This is a genomic window from Candidatus Nitrohelix vancouverensis, from assembly GCA_015698305.1.
Lineage (GTDB): Bacteria > Nitrospinota > Nitrospinia > Nitrospinales > VA-1 > Nitrohelix > Nitrohelix vancouverensis.
Window position 1 is genome coordinate 276,599 of record CP048620.1, and the last position, 19,666, is coordinate 296,264.

The following is a 19,666-nucleotide window of genomic DNA, read 5'->3' on the forward strand; positions in this document are numbered from 1 at the left end:
ATCATGACGCTACTCAAACGCTACGTATTATTCAAATTCATCCGGGTCTATCTCGTCACCGCCATCGGTCTGATCGGCGTCTTTCTGGTGATCGATCTGTTTGAGCGCGTCGATGAATTTTTCTCGCGCGACGCGCCGCTCATTCACCTGGTCTCCTATTATTTTTATCGCATCCCGCACATCACTTTTTACATGGCCCCGCAAGCGGTCATGCTGGCGACCGTCATCACCCTGGCGACCCTGGCGCGCGACAACGAAATCACCGCCATGCGCGCCTGCGGCATCGGCATCACCGGCATCACGCTTCCCATCGTCGGAGCCGCCGCCGTCATCGCCCTGCTCATCCTCGCCGGCAACGAATACGTGCGCCCCGCCGCCAGCAAGAAGATGAATTACATCTATTATGTTGAAGTGCGGAAGAATAGATACTTCGGTCAGATCACGACCGAAGATATCTGGATAAAAACCAAATACGGCTCAATCTGGAACGTCAACCACTACGATCCGAATGAAAAGAAGATGTCCGACGTGCGGATTTTTATCGTCGACGATCATTACTCCGTCACCAAAAGAATCGACGCCGACAACGCCGTGTGGAGGGATAACAAATGGGATTTCCTTTCCGGTTCCGTGCGCACTTTCAACGAGAACGGGCTGAACACCACCGAATATTTTGACGAGCGTTTTTTCCCCTTTCGAGAAGTCCCCTCGGATTTTGAAAAGGCAAGCATTCAGCCCGATGAGTTGAGTTTGTCTGAAATGTATCAGGACATCAACACCAAGGCGATCGAAGGAAAAGACGTTACCGACAAATGGGTCGACTGGCATTTTAAAATTTCCTATCCCTTCATCAGCATCGTCCTCGCCCTGCTTTCGATTCCGCTGTCCCTCAAGTCCAGTCGGCATGGGGGAACGCTGTTCAATATCGGCGTGAACCTGGCGATGGGCTTCGCCTTTTCGTTCCTGTATGCGCTGGGCATTTCATTGGGGCACAACGGAGCCTTCGGCCCTTTGCTCGCCGCCTGGGGCCCTAATTTGTTATTCATGACGCTGGGATTTTATCTCATGCTCACCCTCGACAGCGAACGCACCCTTCCCTTTTGACTATGAAACGCGCCGCTTCCATTGACATTGGCTCCAATACGATTCGCCTGCTCATCGGCGAAGAAACCGGAGCCGCCAATTTTCGCCAGCTCGATTCTCTGCGCGCAATCACCCGGCTGGGCGAGGGCATGGATACCGAGAAACGCTTATTGCCGCATCGCATCGACGCCACCCTGAAGGCGCTCGCGGAATTTCGCGCCTGTTGCCAGTCCTATGGCGACATGCCCATCCTTGCCGTAGCCACCAGCGCCGTACGCGAAGCGAACAACCGCGCTGAGTTTTTGCGCCGAGCCAAAGAAGAGGCGGGAGTGGAAATTAAAATCATCCCCTGGGAGGAAGAGGCGCGATTGACGCTCACCGGCGTTTTCCAGACCCTGCCGAACACCGGTAAAACGGCGCTGGTGTTCGACATCGGCGGCGGCAGTACGGAATTCATTCTCTGCGAAAACGGCGAAGCCGTTCAAAGCGTCGGCACCCGCCTGGGCGTAGTGCGCCTGACCGAACGCTTCATCACAAAGCACCCGGTCGTCGAGACGGAATACGCCGCGCTGGATGAATTTTTGAGCCATGAACTCGGCGAGGTGAAACGCCAACTCAACGCCTTCGATCCTCAACTGACGATCGGAACGGCGGGCACCGTAACGACCCTCGCCGCAATCGACGGCAATATCGTTCCCTACGACCCGGCGAAAATACACGGTTATGAAATTCCGCTGGAGCGGATCGAGGCCATACAAAACAGATTAAAATCGCAAACGCTGGAACAGAGGATTCTACTGCCTGCGCTGGAAAAAGGCCGGGAAGACCTGATCATCGCCGGAGTGGCCATCACGCTGAACGTACTCAAAACCTTTTCAACCCCTCTGTTGACTGTCAGTGAAAACGGCCTGCGCGAAGGTATTCTGCTGGAAGCGCTGAAAACGGCCTGACCCGAGCTAAAATAGCTCAACAAAGGTTCCAGAGGGCTTCAAATCATCATTTAATTTGAAACGAAGGACAAGTTAAGGTAATCTTAACAACTTCACATTCAACAGCTTCAGTGAACCAAAAACCGTTAAAAATCCATTGATCAATCTTTTACATTTTCAATAGCCATGAGCTCCCAAAAAACCATCAAAGCCAGAAAGTCACCCGCTAAAAAAACCAAAACCAGCGCCAAGCAACCCATCATGAAAGGTCGCGACATCATCGTCAAATCCCTTGAAAATGAAGGCGTGGAAGTGGTCTTTGGCTATCCCGGCGGCACCTCTATGGAAATCCATCAAGGACTGACTCTGAGCAAGAAGATTCGTATGGTTCTGCCTCGCCACGAACAAGGCGGTTCTTTCGCCGCTGGCGGCTACGCGCGATCCACAGGAAAAGTGGGAGTGTGCATGGCGACTTCCGGTCCCGGAGCGCTCAATCTCCTGACAGGGATCATGGATGCGAAAATGGACTCCATTCCGCTGATTGCGATCACCGGACAGGTTCCCTCGCCCGTTCTTGGTAGCGATGCGTTTCAGGAAACCGACATCATGGGTTCCACTTTTCCACTGGTGAAACACAGCTACCTGATTCAGGACATCAACGAAATTCCCCGCGTGATTCATGAAGCGGTGACGATTGCGACCACCGGTCGCCCCGGTCCGGTCCTGATCGACATTCCCAAGAATGTTCAGCAACAGGAAACGGTTCCAAATTTTGAAGTCGAATTCAACTGCCCCGGTTACAAACCCAATTTGACGCCGTCGCCGTTTCAGATCAAAAAAGCCGTGCACGCAATCCGGGAGGCGAAACGCCCCTTGATTTACGCAGGCGGCGGGATCATTTCAGGAGAAGCCTCCAAAGAATTACGCGAATTTGTCAAGAAAACCGGAATTCCCATCACGACTACTGTCATGGGCCTCGGGGCCTACCCCTCCGAAGACCCATTGTCGTTGCGCATGCTCGGCATGCACGGCGCCGTTTACGCTAACATCGCCATCAACCACGCCGACCTGGTCATCGCGCTGGGCATTCGCTTCGATGATCGTGTGACGGGGAAACTCTCTGAGTTTTGTAAGGACGCCCGCTTCATCCACGTCGATCTGGACCCGGCGGAGATCAATAAAAATATTGTGGTGGATATTCCGATTCAAGGCGACGTCAAACAGGCGCTGAAAATGATGAATGACCAGGTGAGCTTGAAAGACGATATCAAGCCCTGGATCAAACAAGTCAACGCCTGGAAAAAAGAATTTCCCTTCGACTACACGATTCACAAGGACGATATCGTTCCCCAGCATGTCATCACCGAACTGCGCAAGCTGGCGGACCCGGACGCCGTTTTATCGGTCGGCGTGGGACAACATCAAATGTGGTCCGCCCAATTCTGGGATTTCTACGAGCCGCGCCAATGGCTGTGTTCTTCCGGTTTGGGAGCGATGGGTTTTGGTCTGCCAGCGGCGATGGGAGCCCAGGTGGCCCTGCCCGATCGTCAAGTCATCAACATCGACGGCGACGGCAGTTTTCTGATGAATATTCAGGAGTTGCAGACCTGCAAAATTGAAAACATCCCGGTCAAAAACGTCGTCCTCAACAACGCCCATCTCGGCATGGTGGCGCAATGGGAAGATCGCTTCTATAAATCCCTGCGCGGCCACACTTTTCTGGGCGACGCCAATTTTGCCGAAATCGCGCACGCCTTTGGCATCAAAGCCGAAAGCATCAGCAAGCCGGAAGAAATCAAACCGGCTCTGAAGCGAATGCTCAAGCACAAGGGGCCCTATGTTCTGGACGTCAAGTACCCGTACAACGACAAGAGCCGCGGGCATGTTATGCCGATGATTCCTTCGAACCACACCTATTTGGACACTCTGCTGGATGAAAAACACTCCCTCAGAGAATACTGGAAAAAAAAGGGATTGGTCAAAGACTAGCCCATAGGGGATGAATCAAAAATGAAAAAGGCGACGTCGCTGGATAGCGACGCCGCCTTTTTTTATGGATCCCCTAGTTTTCTGTTCCAGCCATACCCGCTAGGCTGTACTCCGTATACGCCCGCTCAATATTGGCGTCGATCCAGTCATGTTGTTTCCAGTGAGCGTACCTTTCTTTGATCTTTGGACCTACGTTTTCCTGGGCCTCTTTCAAGCTATGGCCTTTCTGTATTTCATCCTTCACCCAGGTCCTCAGATTGATCAGGTAATGCTTCATGGCGATGACGATGGGTTTACCGCCCACTTCGCCGTGGCCGGGGATATAAGTTTCCGCGTGTAAATTCTCAAGATAATCCAGAGAATTGATCCAATCCTCCACATAAGCGTCGCCCATATACGGAATCTTTTGATTGAACACCAGGTCGCCGGTGATCACCGCCTGCATGTGCGGCATAAAGATGAAGGTGTCCCCATCCGTATGCCCGCGGCCCTGATGGTCCAGCCTCAAATGATAACCGCCCAGAAAAATTTCCAGCATGCCTTCGTAAACCAGATTGGGAGGCGTGACCTTGACCTCGTCCATGCCCGCAATGCCGAAGGTTTTGAATAGATCCAGATGCTCCTTGCCGCGCACGCCTGCGAGAAATCTATGGACGTTTTTATGAGCGATGATGGTTCGACCGTCGCGAAACACCTGATTGCCAAACACATGGTCGCCATGATGATGCGTGTTGATCGTATACACGACCGGTAAATCGGTGCGCTTGCTAATTTCGTCCATCACCGCCTGCGCCTCTTTCGGCGTCGTGCCGGTGTCGACCACAATCACGCCTTCGCTGGTGATGATGAAAGTGCTGTTCGAATCCACCCCGCCATGCGCTATCGTATAAATATTTGTAAGAGGGTTTGAAACATGAGGCGCCTTCGACTCATCCGCCCAGGCAACCGACGCCGCCATCACCAACCCAACAAGCAAACCTCTTACCGCTAACTGAACCATAACTGACCTCGCATCAAAAAAGGAATGAACAAATTTCAAACGGGAATGGGCGTTTGACGTCGCCAGCCCAAAGCCATTCTGCCGTTTGGATAAAACGTATTTTGTGCTATTTTAACCACATGACAGAACAAAAGAAAAACAAATATGATTTCCTGAATTACCTTCTCGGCGAAGGCGATGTGATGGTGTGCCTCGACGCCCGGAAAGACTGCGTCGATATTCCTAAAGATCATAAAAACAATCCCTCGCTCAGCCTGATCTTCAATCTGAATTTCCGCCGCCCCTTCGAGGTGACCCCCGAAGGAATTTACGCCACTCTCGCTTTTGGCGGGCGACCGCATAAATGTATCATCCCTTTTGAAGCCGTTTGGGCTATTTATGAACCGGGGCTGAAGCAAGGCCAGGTCTGGGAGGAAGATTTCCCCAAAGACATCGACCCCACGCAATACTCCGCAACAGCAATGCCCTCTTCGCAGAAAACAGGCGCCCCCGGTAGAAAAAAATCCCCGGCAAAGCCCGAAAAACCCAAAAGAGACCGGAGCCACCTGCGCGTCATTAAATAACAGCGCCCCGCTATTCCGAAATCCGCCTTTTATTGGCTGGAAAAAGGTAAAAATAAAGAAGAAACACCCTCAAAATTTCTTTTACAAAGCCCCTCCAATGCTTTACAATCAAGAAAGTTATTACCTATATTCACATACGTCGCCATAGGCTTCTGTATCCTGAATTGCAACTCATTTAAAATCAAAATATGGTGGGCGTAGCTCAGTTGGTAGAGTACTGGATTGTGGCTCCAGTTGTCGCGGGTTCAAGTCCCGTCGCTCACCCCATAATAATCACGCGCCTGTAGCTCAGCTGGATAGAGTTCCGGACTTCGAATCCGTAGGTCGCAGGTTCGAATCCTGCCGGGCGCATATTATTTCCTCGTAACGACTCGATGTTTTCTGACCCGACGCCGGTTCCAACAAATATTCAAACATCTGGGAATCACGCGCCTGGAATGCATCGCACTTCCGACCATTTACGAAGAACATTAAGGAGCTTGCCGAATGTCAATGCAATCTAAGAAGGCCTTATCCGTTCTGTTCACGTCTTTCTTGTTCCTTGCGCCGAGCGCGCAGGCGAACGAATTTCCAGTTCACATTTCTGGCGCCCAGGCGATCACGGAAACCGCTCTGGCCGATTTCGAATCCATGCAAAATGCTGTCGATCGGCAAATATTCGACAGCCACCTTTCCGGCTCGTCTTCGCCGTTCACCCTGCAAAGCATCACGCAACCGCAGTTAGGCGCAACCCATGCGGAGACCACTCGCAGCCTGTTGCCCTCAGAGTTGATCGAGCGACTCGATCTCAGCGAATCGCCCAGGGAAATACAAAGACGATCCTTGAAATCCGCGTATCAAATTGAAAACAGCAAAGGACTGGTGATGCAGTCTCTCACCGTCGCCGAATTGCAGAAAATCAATTTCCCGATTTCCAGACAACTCGCGTCTATCAAGTTTCCGCATCAGGGAATCATGCTCAGCCCCCTGCCCGCCGAAGCCTTGCAAAACCTGAACATCGTTGGAGCCACCGAAATTTCGGTCAGCCCGATGGGTTCCGACAGCCGCGGCGCTTATGTCCATCCATCTCTCAGCCCGGAGAATAAAAGCAATCCCCCGGGAATTGGCACGCCTTTCGGAACTAATGAAAAGCATTACCTGGCCCATGCCAACAAAGGTAAAGACGGTCACGAATACAAGCACGACTACAAAAAAGAAGGCAGTGGCTCGCATGGCAAAAGCTATTCTCACAAAGGAAGCGGACACAAGAGCTACTCTCATAAGGGAGAAGGTAGCGGGAGCAAAGCCTACAAAGGATCGCACGGTAAATCCTACAGCCACGGCAAATCTTACGGAAGCAAACACTCGCATGGCGGCAAGTTCAGCTCGCCCTTCGCGCATGTTCTCGCTTCCAAAGAGCTATTGGGCCTGACCGACGATCAGATCGACCAGATCAAAAACGCCGAATTCGAATACAAGAAAATCACCATGCGCGCCAGCACCGAGCACGACATCGCTCATATGGAACTGGACAAGCTGGTGCATAGCGGTGACACCAACGAGACCCGCATTCGCGAACTGGCAGACCTCATCAGCCAATCGAAAAGCAAAAAAATCCATGCGATGGCGGAAGCAAAAATCTCGATCCTGAAAATCCTGACTGACGAGCAACGGCAAAAAGTCAGTACGATGCACAGGAACCACTGAGCAACATAAAAAGATATCGGGGCGTGGCGCAGCCTGGCTAGCGTACCTGCTTTGGGAGCAGGGGGTCGGAGGTTCAAATCCTCTCGCCCCGACCAGTAATCAACCGTTGGATTCATAAGGGAAACCCCTTTTGGATTCAGCGGTTTTTTTGTTTTTTTAGCATTTCATCCAGATGGATAATCGCGCAATGAAAAGATTGCTTGTTTGACTTCTAGCGCAACCCGTCTATAAAGAAGCGACTATTTGTAGGCTTTTGCTATATATCGCGTGCGCGGAACAATTCCTTCGAGGGAGAAAGGGGGACGTCGAACGACATACTCTGTCCGCAACCAGCCCTGAAAACGCATATTTTCATCACCAACGATTTCCACCCGATAATATTGCCCACCCCCTGAGCTACCCTTTTCATTGCCGAGAATCATTACTTCCTTGCGCTCTTTAATTTTAATTATTTCCGGGGCGTCTTCTGATGGACTCAAGAGAAGTGGACAAGCCTCGCTTGTGTCTCCATAAACAAGTGTCGTCGCCTGAATTATTTCATGATTGCTAACCTTAAGCTCAACTCTAGAAAAACCTGCCTTAAGCAACATGGCTTTCAAGCAAGCCGGATTAGGACGCCACCATAAACCCGGGTGTGAGGCGTCGAAACGCATGGTCGGAACATCTGGCGTAATATCTGGATCACATACGGTTTCAATAATCGCATAGCCTTGAGTAACTGACGCTAAATTGACCAAAGCGGTATAGGGATCAGGCAAATGATATAAGACTGCGATACATAGGACGACATCAAACATTCCGCACGCTTTCCTGTGAAATATCGTACACGCTTAAGGTTTTAGAATGTACGTTAGAGCCAAGAAGTTTTTTAACGGTGAGAAACCCCATGTCCGATGAGCGAATCTGTCCCCACCAATCATGATCAAAATCCTGGATCGCCCAAATATCAGTTGCAAGTACCTTGAATGCCCCTCGACGCTCGCACTCAAAAGATAACAATCCATCCCATGCACCCACATCCAAAACGGTCAATCCTGTCAAGTCTCCATCAAGAGGCAATTCTTCAACGTATTCCATGCCACGCCATCCCGGAGTTGAGAAATCCTTACCATCTAATGAAATTCGGTGACGCCAAAAAGGAACCTGATTAAGAAAATTCTGAGCAACCTCTCAGTCAACCTTCAAGGACAAGGGGATCATAAGTAAATATCTTTATAAGTGCGGTTATTATTTGAACAGGCTCATCATAATAAAATGCTTAAAAGATTGAAAGCAAGGTACAAAAATAATTGAAAGCATCATATGAAACATAAAAAAAATAAAAGAATAGACAAACCCGAAGGTTTACTCGCTCCAAATAAACCATTCTCCTTGCGAACAAGGCGATTTCAATCTAAAACGTCTCACGGATTCACCCACAATACCCTGCGCAAAAATCCCTTACCGCAAATCAATCCCGCCACTTGGACCAAAGACCTCTAACTTTTGCTTAGAACATTGCCGGAAGCCTGAATTTCATGAAAATTGTACAACCGATGCCGATCTGGAGTCTTGATAATATACAGCCCTACAATGGATGGCGCGAATTTGGCTATTTAATGAAAACCCCTTCCATATCCTGACTCCGGCTCCACCGGTCGGTCGATTCTATAACCACAATTATCCCGACTTGAAAAATTTCGCTTGGAAACAAACGCCAATTCATATTATGATAATGATTGTCATTATTATGAATAAGATCGATCACTAGAAGATTTTTGCCCAAAAACCCCATACAGCCTCCGATCTGGCCCTTTCGACAAAGCGCCTGGCGAAAAAATTAAATTTAAATGATTCTTTTTTTCAAAATGGGTAAGGGTTTTTCGCTCTCATACGTCTTATATAGGAAAGCCCCATTGCATAGCCATGTGTCGGGAAGAGTTTTTCTATTGAACTCAGGCTTTAATTTACGGTCTTGCGCCGTAGCTCTTGCCTGCTTCCCGTTGTTCCAGAAATCTGGAATTTTCGCAGGTTGTGCCGGGATTTGTTTTTTCAAAGGATTTTATCAACCTTACTGATCGGAAAAACTCATGTTTGACGCCATTCAATCAGCCGTGGACCTGATACTCAAGGGTGGGCCTGTCATGCTCCCCATCTTTTTATTTTCTCTGGGCGCGATGACCATCATATTCGAGCGACTCTATTATTTTCATAAACGCCGGGAAAACCCCGAACAACTTTTCAATGCGGTTCACTCCCTGATCTCCAGAGGGCAATGCGACCAAAGCCTTGAGGTCTGCAAAGAACATCCAGGCCCGGTCGGTCGCCTGCTGGAAACCGGCATTCAGAACCGCCACGTCTCCGAAAAAAAACTCGAAGAACTGCTGGATCTTTCCGCCCAAAGCGAACTCAAAAAAATGGGGAAATACACCCGCGCCCTTGAAGTCATCGCGACGGTTTCTCCCTTGATGGGTTTGCTGGGAACCGTGATCGGGATGGTTCAGGCCTTCAACAAGGTCGCTGAATATTCAGGGCAAGTCGAACCGAGCCTTCTTGCGGGCGGCATCTGGGTCGCCCTGCTAACGACTGCGGCGGGGCTGGCAGTGGCAATACCGGCGTCCATCATGTCGCATTATTTCGATCAGAAAATCGAAGCGGCGTCGGCCTCGCTCAGTCAGTTTGGTCAAAAGCTCATTCACGCTTTGGAGGAGGCTCCCTTTCGTCCCGCCAATGGCAAGCCGTCTCACCGACCGGAAACTCCCCAACTGGCGCACGCCTCCAGGTAAGATCCCATGCTTTCACAGGTGAAACCCAAGAGGAAATTGTCCAAGCTGGATATGGCGCCGCTCATTGACGTGGTTTTTCTGCTATTGATTTTTTTCATGCTGACCTTTGCGATTCAAAGCCAGGGGATTGAGATCAGCCTCCCTCAAGGGGAGTCGATGGAGGCGCCCAAGCTGGCTCCCATCACCATAAGCATGAACGACTCCATGGAACTCCGCATCGACGATCAACGCGTTGCCTTGAACGAGTTGAAAGATACCTTGTCCGCTCAGTTAAAAAAACGCGACGACAAAAGGGTTCTGATTGAGGCGCACAAAAACACGCCCTACGAGGGCTTCGCCAAAGTTCTCGACCTCTCCCGTCTGGCGGGAGCCGAGGGTTTTTCCATTGTGAAACAGGAAGGATAAAGTCATGTTCCGGGTAACAAAAAACGTCAAAACACCAGCCCGTCTGGATTTGGTGCCATTGATCAATATCGTGTTTTTACTGCTGATCTTCTTCATGCTCACCACGACGGCCATGAGCCAGAAGAATAAAATCGAGTTGCCCAAAGCGGAATCGGCGACGCTGAAAAACAAGACGCCCATTGTGATCGGCATCATTCCCGGCGATCAAATCGAACTGGACCGAACCATCGTAGCCATTGAAAGTCTGGGGCCTCTGCTCAAGGACAAAATTCAAGCGCAGGACAACAAGCTGATCGAAATCCAGGCCGACAAGTCCGTTAATTTCTCAATTTTCAGCCAGGTCGTCGAAGCGGCGCAGGAGGCGGGCGCGGCGGATTTCATCCTCGCCGCAGAACAAGCGCCACAGGACTCACAGCCTTCCTCATGAACGATACAATGCATCCCGAATCCACCCTGTACGCGGCGTTTGGCGCCGTCGGCGCCCACCTGCTTCTATTCGTCATCGCCGGTTCGATTGTTTTGAACCAGCCCCCCACCCCCCTGCCACCGCCAAAACCTTACAAGCTTGAAATGATCGAGCCGCCCCCAGTTCCTCCCGCCAAAAAACCCGAGGCGCCGCCTGCTCCTGCAAAACCCCAGCCTCCCACCGCTCTACCCCGACAGGCGAAACTTGAGATCAGCGAAGCGGTTCCCCTAACCGACCCCAGCGCTCCAAAGGTCATGAAACCTCTTCCCGTCGACCCCACGACGCCGCAACAGGCCATCCAGATCAATACGGAAGTCGCGCGCATCACGCCTCCAGACGTCAAAATGCCGCAACGCGTTCTGTTCGAGAAAACCATTCACACCTCACGAACCGGCTCGCTTCAAGTATCTCAAACAAATCCCTCCCTTGCCGCCAGCGCCAATCAATGGCAACCGCGAACGCAAACCGTCGTGGTCGCATCTTCGGGAGCGCGCAAAGGCAGTTCCCTGATCTCCGGAAGCGGACCGACGGGCCTAGCGGTTCCCATCCAAACCGCCAGGAAATTTTCTCCCGAACCATCGACAGGTAAAACAAAAGGCATCGCCAGAACGCGCATGGTTTCGGCCGACAGCAAGATTGTGGAAACAGGCTTTCTCAAGTCGCGACCCGCGCCAGCCATGCAGGGAGGCAACGCGCTGGATGGGTACGCTCAGGGCATCAAACAAAAAATTGAATCAGAAAAAAAATACCCGCCGCGAGCGAAACGGCTTGGCAATGAAGGAACGGTTGTGATCCGTTTCACAATTCTAAAAAATGGAAACATCACGGACATTGAGATGGTCTCCGGATCGAAATACAAAAGCATCAACGAAGCCGCCCTGAAGGCGGTCAGGAAGGCGGCCCCCTTCCCTCACCTGCCGGACGAAATCGGGCGGGACTCGTTGAAACTGGTTTTACCGTTTAATTTTGAACTCACCAGATAACAGATAATACTCAACCTTTATTCAGGAAAAAATTCATGCCCAGGACCCATCAAATCGCGAGCGCCGTATTAGCCACCTGTCTTGCATGGAGCGGTCAATCCTTCGCCGCAGTCACCGAACTCGACTCCAATTTCGACGGCAAGGTCGACCAATGGCATCACCTGTCCGAAGACAAAAAGGTCGTTAAAGTGGAGCATGACGCAGATTTCAACGGCCAGGTGGATCAAGTCGAGTACTTTGACGACGCCAACAATCTTACCAAAGTCAGCTTCGACCGCAATCAGGACGGCACAATGGATCATTTTCAATTTTACAATGCAGACGGTTCGCTGGCGCGCACCGAAAAATCCAACAAAATGGACGGTAAAATTGACTCCAAAGAATTCTACGGCCCCAATGCTAAAATCAGGAAAGTCGAATTTGACGCAAACGGCGACGGCAGTTTTGATACGACTCAATTCTATGACGACAACGGCGTACTGACCCACCTGGAAAAGGATACAAACAATAACGGCCAAATCGACCGCTGGAGTTATTTCAAAGCGAACAAGGAAATTGACTATTCCGCTTTCGACACCACCGGCAACGGCAAACCCGATCAATGGCAATATTTTTCAGGCGGTAACACCATCAGCAAGGTTGACTACGATACCAACTCGGATGGCGAGGCGGATCGTTGGGAAATATTTGAGGAAGGAAAACTTAATAAAATTGAGCTGGATCGCAACTTCGATGGCAAAGCCGACCAGATCATCAATCAGTAGAGAAACGAACCAGAAGCGGGGGCTTGAAATAAGACCTGAGTCTTTCAATCTGTGAGAGAAGGAGCAAAGCCGCTACAGGTTGATGCGTAAGAATAAAAGGATTGGAAATTAATAATCAGTAAAGGACGCGAATAGAACCCAGTCGCTGGATGTCCATCTGCAATGTGCGGGCGATGATTTCGGGAGCCAGATCGAGGCTGTCAATATTGTAAGTGGCCGTGAGCCGCTTTTCCAAAAAGTCGCGATTGGCTACGATAAGTGTTCCGGGAAGGTAACGATTGATTTCCGAAACCACTTCTTCCAGCGGCGTTCCGCTGAACACCAATTGACCCTGGGCCCAGTCAGCGGGTAAGGTTCTTTGCTCTATGGAAATATCTCCGTTTGGTTCCAGGCGGGCGTAATCATGCGATTCGAGAATCCGTTTCTCGCGCGTTGCAACTCCGAAGGATTCCGTCCAGACCTTGCCTTCAAGCACGTAGGCTTCATCATTATCGTCTTCGGTCCGCACCACAAAGCGCGTGCCGACCACCGTCACCTTGCCGTGTCGCATGTCGATTGTGAATGGACGCTCAGTGTCTTTGACCACCTCAAACAGGGCTTCCCCCTGAATCAAACGGATCTTTCTTTGCCTTGAATTAAAGTCGATGTCCAACGCGCTGTCTGTGTTCAACAGAACGACCGAACCATCGTCGAGATGAACGCGCCTCTGCTCGCCCACTCGCGTTCTTTGATCGGCAAACTGAGCAGACCAGTCAAAAAACGACAGGGGAAGCAAGAGCGCAAAAACGACGCCGACGACCCAGCGCCATCTCATCTTGCCGCAAATTGCAGATTGGGGAGATCCTGCAATATCGTCCGGAGTCACGCAATCCAGCGCCGATTTCAATTCGGGGCTTTGCATGAAGTCGTCCAACTCCTGCAAGGCTTCCCGATTTGCCAGGTCCTTGCTCGCCCACTCCTCCGCGCGTCGCTTGGCAGATTCTGCATCCTCGGAATTTTCCATATCCAGCCAGAAGTCAATGGCCCTGTCAGAGCTCCGACGCTGGTTGAAATCGGATTTTCGAGAAAAGGGACGAGATTTTTTTGTCATCGAGAAAACCTGTAAGAAATCACAATGTAAACATTCTACAATATTAAGACACAGATTTACCTCAATCCCGCATCTAAAACATCAAATTATTACCAATATGCCGTTATATAATTCCGGAATTTCTGAATGGCCTGTTTGAAATTTTTCTCGACTGTGCATAGAGAAACCCTGTAGCGCTCAGCGAAAAATTTTGGCTTTCAGCCCCAGGATTTGAAGGGGATTGATACCTCGAAAATTCTTAATGCGTTCCCGCCTGAAACAGAATTTTAGCAATGGCCCTCCTCTGCCGGGTCAAGCGGACCTTTTGTTTCGCGCACTGACTTTCAATGACGTTCATACCGCTTCCATTATTTTATTAGATCAAAAACCATTCCTTTATTTTCCTCATGAAGACGAGTCTCTGGTCTCCAGACGAGCGCTCGTCAATTTTACCCCTGGCCTGGTCCGGGGGAGACGCTTCTTCCACCAGATCACAATACCCGTCAGGGACAACAGCGCGACCACGAGACCTGTGATTGAAATGAGTATGCGCCCCGGCAATCCCGCGATCTGCCCGGTGTGAAGCGGAAACTGAATCTGCATGAAAAGATCGCCCGTCGTTCCCTCTCCGGGAATACGCGCCCCCAAAGCCTTTCCATCAATCCCGTCAAAATACAGATGGTTTGTGCCTCGCCCCAAACCGGATGGATGGTCTGGCCCGAAACGCACGACATAGACTCCTATCGAGTCCGAATAAAACGCGCCGCCCGCTGGCATGTCCCAGCCCCGTTCTTGCGCTTCGCGCTCTGCGACCGGGATGATTTCACGAAAGCTCCTCTTTGGAACGATTGGATCCTCGACCGGTCGCGGCTCGCGCAGATCAAACGGCGTCGCTGTGTAAGAAGAAAAAATGGAAACGATCGGTTTGAACACTTCTTTGCCTAGATTGAGATACAGTCCGCTGACGGAAAGCATCAGCAGAACCCCCCAGAACCAAAGCCCACCCGCCCGGTGCAAATCAAAATTCACTCGATAGGGTCCCGCGTTGCGTTTTAACTTCCAGGCGGGCTTCCACTTACTGATCAACGGTCTGTCATTGGGAAAGGTCAACCAGGCGCCGACAAAACAGTCGAAAATCCACACGAAGGCCACAATGCCCATGAACCACCAGCCCCAGCGATCCGGCAGGTGCAGGCTGTAGTGCATTTTATAAAGGAAAGGCAGGAGGTTTCTGCGCTCCAGACAACATTCGCCCCAATCGCGCTTGCCAATGATTTCACCGCTGTAGGGATTAACAAATATTTGATCGTAGCCCAAATCATAGAGCTTGCCCGTCGCCGGATTGAAATTGGGATCGACCCCGAATTCCAGCGAGTGACCCGGCTCCAGTTCGAAAGGCACGGAACTGATCCGAAATTCCGGATTTTCTTTCTCCAGACGCTCAGCGATGGCCATAGGAGCCTGCGTTGCGCCGCTCTCTTCGTCAACGAGGAACAGTTCGGGATTCAGCGCCTCGTCCAGTTCATGATAAAACGCGATGACGCTACCGGTCAGCCCCGCGATGATGAGAAAAATCGCCATCCCCAGCCCGGCCCATCGATGCAAACGCACCAGAGCGTCGCGCAGGGTCGGGGATGATGGACTCTCCTCTTGAACTTTTGTTGAATGCATCGTCAACTTTCGCCCCATTTTAAAATTGATTACAGATCAGCGTAAAATCCGATCCCGCCCTGGAGGGCGGGATCGGCCCATTGCATCGCGTTTTTAAAAATGCGATTCTCGCGCAAGCGCGCCTTGACTCCTGACTCTCTCTACCAGCGATACTTAACGCTTCCCGTGATCACGCGTCGCGATCCGAAATAACAAGAACCGAGACAAGACGCGATGTACTCCTCATCCAGCAGGTTGCTGACGTTCAGACCCAAACGAACGCCGTCGTCCATATCGTAATGAACCGCAGTATCCAGCAGAGCGTAGCCAGGCGCCTTGAAAGTGTTCGTTGCGTTGCCATAAGAGGAGCCCACATAACGCACGCCTCCGCCAAGGCCCAGCCCCTTCAGATCGCCTGCGGGAACCTTGTAATCGCCCCACACCGACGCTGTGATCTCGGGAATGAGAGGCGGCCGCTTGCTGAGATTCGTTCCGTTGCTCTTGGTCACTTCCGTGTAGGTGTAACTGGCGCCCGCGCTCAGTTTGAAATTCTCCGTCAACTCGGCGATCGCTTCCGTCTCAACGCCAAGAGATCGTATCTCCCCTGTTTGAATATTGAAGTTCGTGTTGTCCGGATCGGGGGTCGTCACGTTCTGCTGGGTCAATTCGAAAACAGAGACCGTGAACAAGGCGTTGTAATCAACTGGCTGGTACTTGACCCCGGCCTCGTATTGCGTTCCTGTTGTCGGCACGAAGGGTTCGCCCAGGCGATCCTTGCCGCTTTGCGGATTGAAGGACTCGGCATAACTCGCGTAGGGCGCAATGCCGCTATCGAAGAGATACACCAGCCCCGCCTGACCTGTGAACGCGCTGTTGATTTGCAGACTGGTTGAATCGAGACGATCGACGATCTCCGAATTCGCCCAGTCATGCCTGCCGCCCAAAGTCAGAACCCAGTCGTCCTGAATCTTCATTTGATCTTGAAGATATACGCCGACCTGCTCGGCCTTCTCTTTGGAATCCTGAAAAATTGAAGCCGCCGCCGCAGGATTCGTCTGACCATAGATCGGGTTGAAGGCGTTGAGCGTACCCGTCGCGCCAAATCCCAACAGCTCATCCGCGATGTGGTATTTGTAGTCCAGCCCCAGCAAAGCAGTGTGTTTTACAAACCCCGTTTCAAACTTCGCTTCCACATTGTTGTCTGATGCCAGCGCCTTCATTTCTTCATCCACGGTGAAGGCGTTTCGCTTCAAGGTGATGTTGTCGGCCTGAAAATTGTTTCCAAGAACTGCGCGGTAATCCAGCGTGAAGTGGTCGTATCGCAGTTTGTGCCGGAACTTCAGAGAATCATTCACCCGATGCTCAAGATCGAGACCGAAAGAAAACTGCTCTTTATCGAGACGGTCAAAACCTGGTTCGCCCGTGAAGAAACTGGACGAAATCTCTCCGTTCGGGTTGGGGAGAACCGTACCCGCCGTGGGCGCAAACTGAAGAATCGGCGAACTGTCGTCTTTCTGATAATGCGTGCGGAAAGTGATCGTTGTGCTGGAAGTCGGCTTCCAGGTGAACGCGGGAGCCACAAAGAGTCGCTTGTCTTCCAGAAAATCCACCTGGGTGTCTCCATCGCGCTTCGAGACCGTCAATCGATACAAAAACTTTTTTTCATCATCAATCGGCCCGCCAACATCAAAGCGGCCTTGAAACTGATTGAACGATCCGCCAAGCGCTTCGATTTCGCCAAAGGCCTCTTCAGTCGGAAGTTTAGATACGGAATTGATCAAACCGCCCGGCGTGGATTGCCCGTAAAGGGTGGAGGACGGCCCGCGAATCACTTCAATGCGCTCCGTCCCATAAGAATCAGGCTCTGCGCTGTTGTAAACGCTATGCGGCAAACTCAATCCATCGAGATAAGTCTGACCGTAACTGGAAAAGCCGCGAATGATGACCTGAGGAGGGCGATTATCGGTTCCGTACACCTCCGCCGCAACGTTTGGCGTGTAACGCAAACTCTCCCGAATACTGGGCGCCTGCAAGTCCGATATTTTATCCGCGCTGATTACCGATATTGAACGCGGCGTTTCGATCAGGAGCGAATCGGTCTTGCTTCCGCTCGCGCTTCGATTTGCGACGTAACCCTCGACCGGGCCGTAGGCGGACTCAACACTGCCTTCAAAGCGACCTTGCACCTTGATCGGAGAGAGCAGACTGTCCGCATCTGCAACATTTTTCAGAATGATCGTCTTACCGTCAGACACCCTGTAAGTGAGCCCGGTTCCCGACAATAATTTGCGCAACGCCTCTTCGGAAGGAAACGATCCGACCACAGCGCTTGACATCTTGCCGTCGGTCGCATCGGTGGGAACGCTGATCTCCAGTTTGCTTTGATCCGCAAAAATATTGAGCGCCTCTCCCAATTTCTGAGACGGAATGTTAAATATAGCAACCGATGAAACATTTGCGTCTCCCGTTTCATTTGCGCCCGCGACCTGAGCAAACGCGTTCCCTCCAATCAGAAACAGAAAAGCCGCAATTGAATAACAAAATTTCCAACGAATTTTCCCCTCACGGGGCCTGGTTTTATTCATATCGATGCACTGACTCCTTTTGGCCTAATCGTGTTCATAATATTCCTTTGACGAGAATCAGACTTAAAACCGTAATCATGATCCGTCCTTATCAAATTTAGAGAGCCATCATGAATGGGATCCATCAGACATCTAGGCAGGGAGCCAGAGCGGACAAGGGCAATCGTCAGCGAGGAACTGTCGATCTTGTTTTAGATAAAAAAAGGATCTGCGTTTAATGGGATAAACAGTGGCTAAGATAAAAACCGGAGAGATAATAAAAATCAATATAACATGGCAACGGATCCAATGACCTGAACCTGCGAGGTCGCCGAACGCCTGAGCCTCTTCGCAGCAATACTCCCTAACGCGATTCGGCAAACGTCATTCTGTTAAATTGAGAATTAGTGAACAGGAATGTTGTATACGAGTCATCCAATGAATTGGCGACAAGGCAAAAATAGAATCATACTCTTAAGACTTGTGATCGCCATAACCCTTATCCAGCATATCTATCATTTTAATCCATCAAATGATCACGGCACTGCTTTATGGCCCGTTTTATTTTTTTCTCGACGGTGCTTAATGACACTCCATAATGCCTTGCTATCTGTTTTTGCTTCCAGCCTTTGGATTTGAAAAGGATGAACATGTCACGAGAATCCTTCGGAAGCGATTGCAAGGCCTGGATCAATTTCTCAACGCGCTCCTGTTGCACAACATACTCCTCAGGCGCGCCCAATTCACCCGAGCATTCGTCCGCAATGTTATCCGCATCATCAAATTTCAAATACCGCAATCTCATTTTATTGTTCCGCAGATAATCAACAGACAAATTAGTAACGATGCGAAACAGATAGGCCCGAATATTTTTGACGTGGCCCAAATCCGGCAGGGCCAGAACTTTAGAAAATGCGTCCTGAACCAGATCTGGTCCGGCGTCCCCGGTTCCCATCCGGAAAGACGCATGGCGCAACAATTCATCGTGATATTCCTTGAAGGCATTATGCAACTTCTCTTGCGTTTGCATGCCAGCTTCGTTTTCTATTTTCATAAGCCGCGAATTTCTGTCGATCTGAGAAACAACCAAGCAACGATTATATTGAAAACAATTCTCAATATCAAAATTAATACTCGTTTTACGCCTCCAACCTTCGCCGAAGCCCGTTAAATAAAAGGGGAACGGCCTTTACAAGCTTTTCATGGAGTCTATTGGTGTTACGCCAAAAACAGCGCTTCCCTCAGAACCTCCACAAGAACCCACAAAAAAAATAATATACTTGACACAATTAGATTAATATGCTTATAGGAATAATATGAACTTCGAGGGTCCAAAATTAAGAATCGAATGAAGATAAATTGAGAAAATCTTAACAAAATAACTGTTTTTATTGACACTACTGTGACATAACCGTAACATTCCCAACATCATACCCGACTCCAGCAAACAATAAAAATCTCTTACAATTTAAACATCATGAAACATATATCAATATATAGGTGTTCTTTAAAATGTATATAATAAATTATCGTTCTTCCCCTCCCCAGTTTTCCACTTTTCCGAACCACACCTGAATAACCAGTAAATTTAATAGCTTACGAAATCAAAACCGTTTGTTCTGAGTATCGGCGCCAGCGTTCGCGCTTTTCCTGCTCAATGAATTCGTTCACTGCCAGACCGGTAAAGTTGCCCCGCAATTGAGAATGCCTTTAACTGAAATTAAGCATGAATCAACGAACATTCATGGAT

At 50.3% G+C, this 19,666-nt stretch carries 17 protein-coding genes and 3 tRNA genes; 13 read left to right on the forward strand and 7 right to left on the reverse strand.

Annotated elements, in window-relative coordinates; genetic code table 11:
* From lptG to ilvB, 3 genes are all read left to right on the forward strand, one after another.
* Window positions 1-1,104 carry an LPS export ABC transporter permease LptG gene (lptG, locus tag G3M78_01365; protein QPJ66730.1) on the forward strand — a complete coding sequence of 368 codons (1,104 nt, stop codon included), beginning with the start codon at window positions 1-3 and terminating at the stop codon, window positions 1,102-1,104.
* A 2-nt stretch (window positions 1,105-1,106) separates the two neighbouring features.
* The gene (locus tag G3M78_01370; GenBank protein QPJ64124.1) at window positions 1,107-2,033 is read left to right on the forward strand and encodes a Ppx/GppA family phosphatase; all 927 of its coding nucleotides are present in this window, start codon (window positions 1,107-1,109) and stop codon (window positions 2,031-2,033) included.
* A gap of 165 nt (window positions 2,034-2,198) precedes the next feature.
* Window positions 2,199-4,001 (forward strand): biosynthetic-type acetolactate synthase large subunit, encoded by a 1,803-nt coding sequence (gene ilvB, locus G3M78_01375; GenBank protein QPJ64125.1) that lies wholly within the window; start codon window positions 2,199-2,201, stop codon window positions 3,999-4,001.
* A gap of 73 nt (window positions 4,002-4,074) precedes the next feature.
* Here the strand turns inward: ilvB and G3M78_01380 are convergent, their stop codons facing one another.
* Window positions 4,075-5,001, reverse strand: a complete 927-nt coding sequence (locus tag G3M78_01380) for an MBL fold metallo-hydrolase (protein QPJ64126.1) — start codon at window positions 4,999-5,001, stop codon at window positions 4,075-4,077.
* 119 nt (window positions 5,002-5,120) lie between these two features.
* Between G3M78_01380 and G3M78_01385 the strand changes: the two genes are divergently transcribed.
* The 5 genes from G3M78_01385 (at window position 5,121) to G3M78_01405 (ending at window position 7,345) form a co-directional block, all read left to right on the forward strand.
* Complete coding sequence (locus G3M78_01385) at window positions 5,121-5,564, forward strand: hypothetical protein (GenBank protein ID QPJ64127.1); 444 nt, start codon at window positions 5,121-5,123, stop codon at window positions 5,562-5,564.
* Window positions 5,565-5,755: 191 nt separating this feature from the next.
* A tRNA-His gene (locus G3M78_01390) sits at window positions 5,756-5,831 on the forward strand.
* Window positions 5,832-5,841: 10 nt separating this feature from the next.
* A tRNA-Arg gene (locus tag G3M78_01395) sits at window positions 5,842-5,915 on the forward strand.
* 135 nt (window positions 5,916-6,050) lie between these two features.
* Window positions 6,051-7,250, forward strand: coding sequence for a hypothetical protein (locus G3M78_01400; protein QPJ64128.1), 1,200 nt, complete (start codon window positions 6,051-6,053; stop codon window positions 7,248-7,250).
* A gap of 17 nt (window positions 7,251-7,267) precedes the next feature.
* Window positions 7,268-7,345 (forward strand) — tRNA-Pro (locus tag G3M78_01405).
* A 144-nt stretch (window positions 7,346-7,489) separates the two neighbouring features.
* Here G3M78_01405 and G3M78_01410 read toward each other — a convergent pair.
* Window positions 7,490-8,047 (reverse strand): hypothetical protein, encoded by a 558-nt coding sequence (locus G3M78_01410; protein ID QPJ64129.1) that lies wholly within the window; start codon window positions 8,045-8,047, stop codon window positions 7,490-7,492.
* Complete coding sequence (locus tag G3M78_01415; GenBank protein ID QPJ64130.1) at window positions 8,040-8,327, reverse strand: hypothetical protein; 288 nt, start codon at window positions 8,325-8,327, stop codon at window positions 8,040-8,042. Before G3M78_01415 ends, G3M78_01410 begins: the two co-directional genes overlap by 8 nt.
* A gap of 992 nt (window positions 8,328-9,319) precedes the next feature.
* Between G3M78_01415 and G3M78_01420 the strand changes: the two genes are divergently transcribed.
* From G3M78_01420 to G3M78_01440, 5 genes are read left to right on the forward strand one after another with little or no spacing between them, the layout of a single operon-like run.
* Window positions 9,320-10,015, forward strand: coding sequence for a MotA/TolQ/ExbB proton channel family protein (locus G3M78_01420; protein QPJ64131.1), 696 nt, complete (start codon window positions 9,320-9,322; stop codon window positions 10,013-10,015).
* A 6-nt stretch (window positions 10,016-10,021) separates the two neighbouring features.
* Window positions 10,022-10,420: a biopolymer transporter ExbD gene (locus tag G3M78_01425; GenBank protein ID QPJ64132.1), complete on the forward strand. Its 399-nt coding sequence runs from the start codon at window positions 10,022-10,024 to the stop codon at window positions 10,418-10,420.
* Between the two features lie 4 nt (window positions 10,421-10,424).
* A complete protein-coding gene (locus tag G3M78_01430) occupies window positions 10,425-10,847 on the forward strand; it encodes a biopolymer transporter ExbD (protein ID QPJ64133.1) in 423 nt (140 codons plus the stop codon).
* Window positions 10,844-11,869 (forward strand): energy transducer TonB, encoded by a 1,026-nt coding sequence (locus tag G3M78_01435; GenBank protein ID QPJ64134.1) that lies wholly within the window; start codon window positions 10,844-10,846, stop codon window positions 11,867-11,869. The genes G3M78_01430 and G3M78_01435 overlap by 4 nt, the downstream gene beginning before the upstream one ends.
* Window positions 11,870-11,904: 35 nt before the next feature.
* Window positions 11,905-12,633 carry a hypothetical protein gene (locus G3M78_01440; protein ID QPJ64135.1) on the forward strand — a complete coding sequence of 243 codons (729 nt, stop codon included), beginning with the start codon at window positions 11,905-11,907 and terminating at the stop codon, window positions 12,631-12,633.
* A 115-nt stretch (window positions 12,634-12,748) separates the two neighbouring features.
* On the opposite strand, the gene G3M78_01445 is transcribed toward G3M78_01440, so the two are convergent.
* The 4 genes from G3M78_01445 to G3M78_01460 all read right to left on the reverse strand — a co-directional run bounded on the left by G3M78_01445 (window position 12,749) and on the right by G3M78_01460 (window position 18,970).
* On the reverse strand, window positions 12,749-13,723 hold the full coding sequence (locus G3M78_01445) for a hypothetical protein (GenBank protein QPJ64136.1): 975 nt from the start codon (window positions 13,721-13,723) through the stop codon (window positions 12,749-12,751).
* Window positions 13,724-14,107: 384 nt separating this feature from the next.
* Window positions 14,108-15,316 carry a PepSY domain-containing protein gene (locus tag G3M78_01450; protein QPJ66731.1) on the reverse strand — a complete coding sequence of 403 codons (1,209 nt, stop codon included), beginning with the start codon at window positions 15,314-15,316 and terminating at the stop codon, window positions 14,108-14,110.
* A gap of 197 nt (window positions 15,317-15,513) precedes the next feature.
* Window positions 15,514-17,766: a TonB-dependent siderophore receptor gene (locus G3M78_01455; GenBank protein ID QPJ64137.1), complete on the reverse strand. Its 2,253-nt coding sequence runs from the start codon at window positions 17,764-17,766 to the stop codon at window positions 15,514-15,516.
* Window positions 17,767-18,436: 670 nt separating this feature from the next.
* Window positions 18,437-18,970 carry an RNA polymerase sigma factor gene (locus G3M78_01460; GenBank protein QPJ64138.1) on the reverse strand — a complete coding sequence of 178 codons (534 nt, stop codon included), beginning with the start codon at window positions 18,968-18,970 and terminating at the stop codon, window positions 18,437-18,439.
* Between the last annotated feature and the right edge of the window lie 696 nt (window positions 18,971-19,666).

What these genes read in the sequence shown, in the direction of transcription:
- G3M78_01370 (QPJ64124.1), top strand. Translation starts at nt 1,107, where the DNA reads ATGAAACGCGCCGCTTCCATTGACATTGGCTCCAATACGATTCGCCTG.
- ilvB (QPJ64125.1), top strand. Translation starts at nt 2,199, where the DNA reads ATGAGCTCCCAAAAAACCATCAAAGCCAGAAAGTCACCCGCTAAAAAA.
- G3M78_01380 (QPJ64126.1), bottom strand. Translation starts at nt 5,001, where the DNA reads ATGGTTCAGTTAGCGGTAAGAGGTTTGCTTGTTGGGTTGGTGATGGCG.
- G3M78_01385 (QPJ64127.1), top strand. Translation starts at nt 5,121, where the DNA reads ATGACAGAACAAAAGAAAAACAAATATGATTTCCTGAATTACCTTCTC.
- G3M78_01400 (QPJ64128.1), top strand. Translation starts at nt 6,051, where the DNA reads ATGTCAATGCAATCTAAGAAGGCCTTATCCGTTCTGTTCACGTCTTTC.
- G3M78_01410 (QPJ64129.1), bottom strand. Translation starts at nt 8,047, where the DNA reads ATGTTTGATGTCGTCCTATGTATCGCAGTCTTATATCATTTGCCTGAT.
- G3M78_01415 (QPJ64130.1), bottom strand. Translation starts at nt 8,327, where the DNA reads ATGGAATACGTTGAAGAATTGCCTCTTGATGGAGACTTGACAGGATTG.
- G3M78_01420 (QPJ64131.1), top strand. Translation starts at nt 9,320, where the DNA reads ATGTTTGACGCCATTCAATCAGCCGTGGACCTGATACTCAAGGGTGGG.
- G3M78_01425 (QPJ64132.1), top strand. Translation starts at nt 10,022, where the DNA reads ATGCTTTCACAGGTGAAACCCAAGAGGAAATTGTCCAAGCTGGATATG.
- G3M78_01430 (QPJ64133.1), top strand. Translation starts at nt 10,425, where the DNA reads ATGTTCCGGGTAACAAAAAACGTCAAAACACCAGCCCGTCTGGATTTG.
- G3M78_01435 (QPJ64134.1), top strand. Translation starts at nt 10,844, where the DNA reads ATGAACGATACAATGCATCCCGAATCCACCCTGTACGCGGCGTTTGGC.
- G3M78_01440 (QPJ64135.1), top strand. Translation starts at nt 11,905, where the DNA reads ATGCCCAGGACCCATCAAATCGCGAGCGCCGTATTAGCCACCTGTCTT.
- G3M78_01445 (QPJ64136.1), bottom strand. Translation starts at nt 13,723, where the DNA reads ATGACAAAAAAATCTCGTCCCTTTTCTCGAAAATCCGATTTCAACCAG.
- G3M78_01460 (QPJ64138.1), bottom strand. Translation starts at nt 18,970, where the DNA reads ATGAAAATAGAAAACGAAGCTGGCATGCAAACGCAAGAGAAGTTGCAT.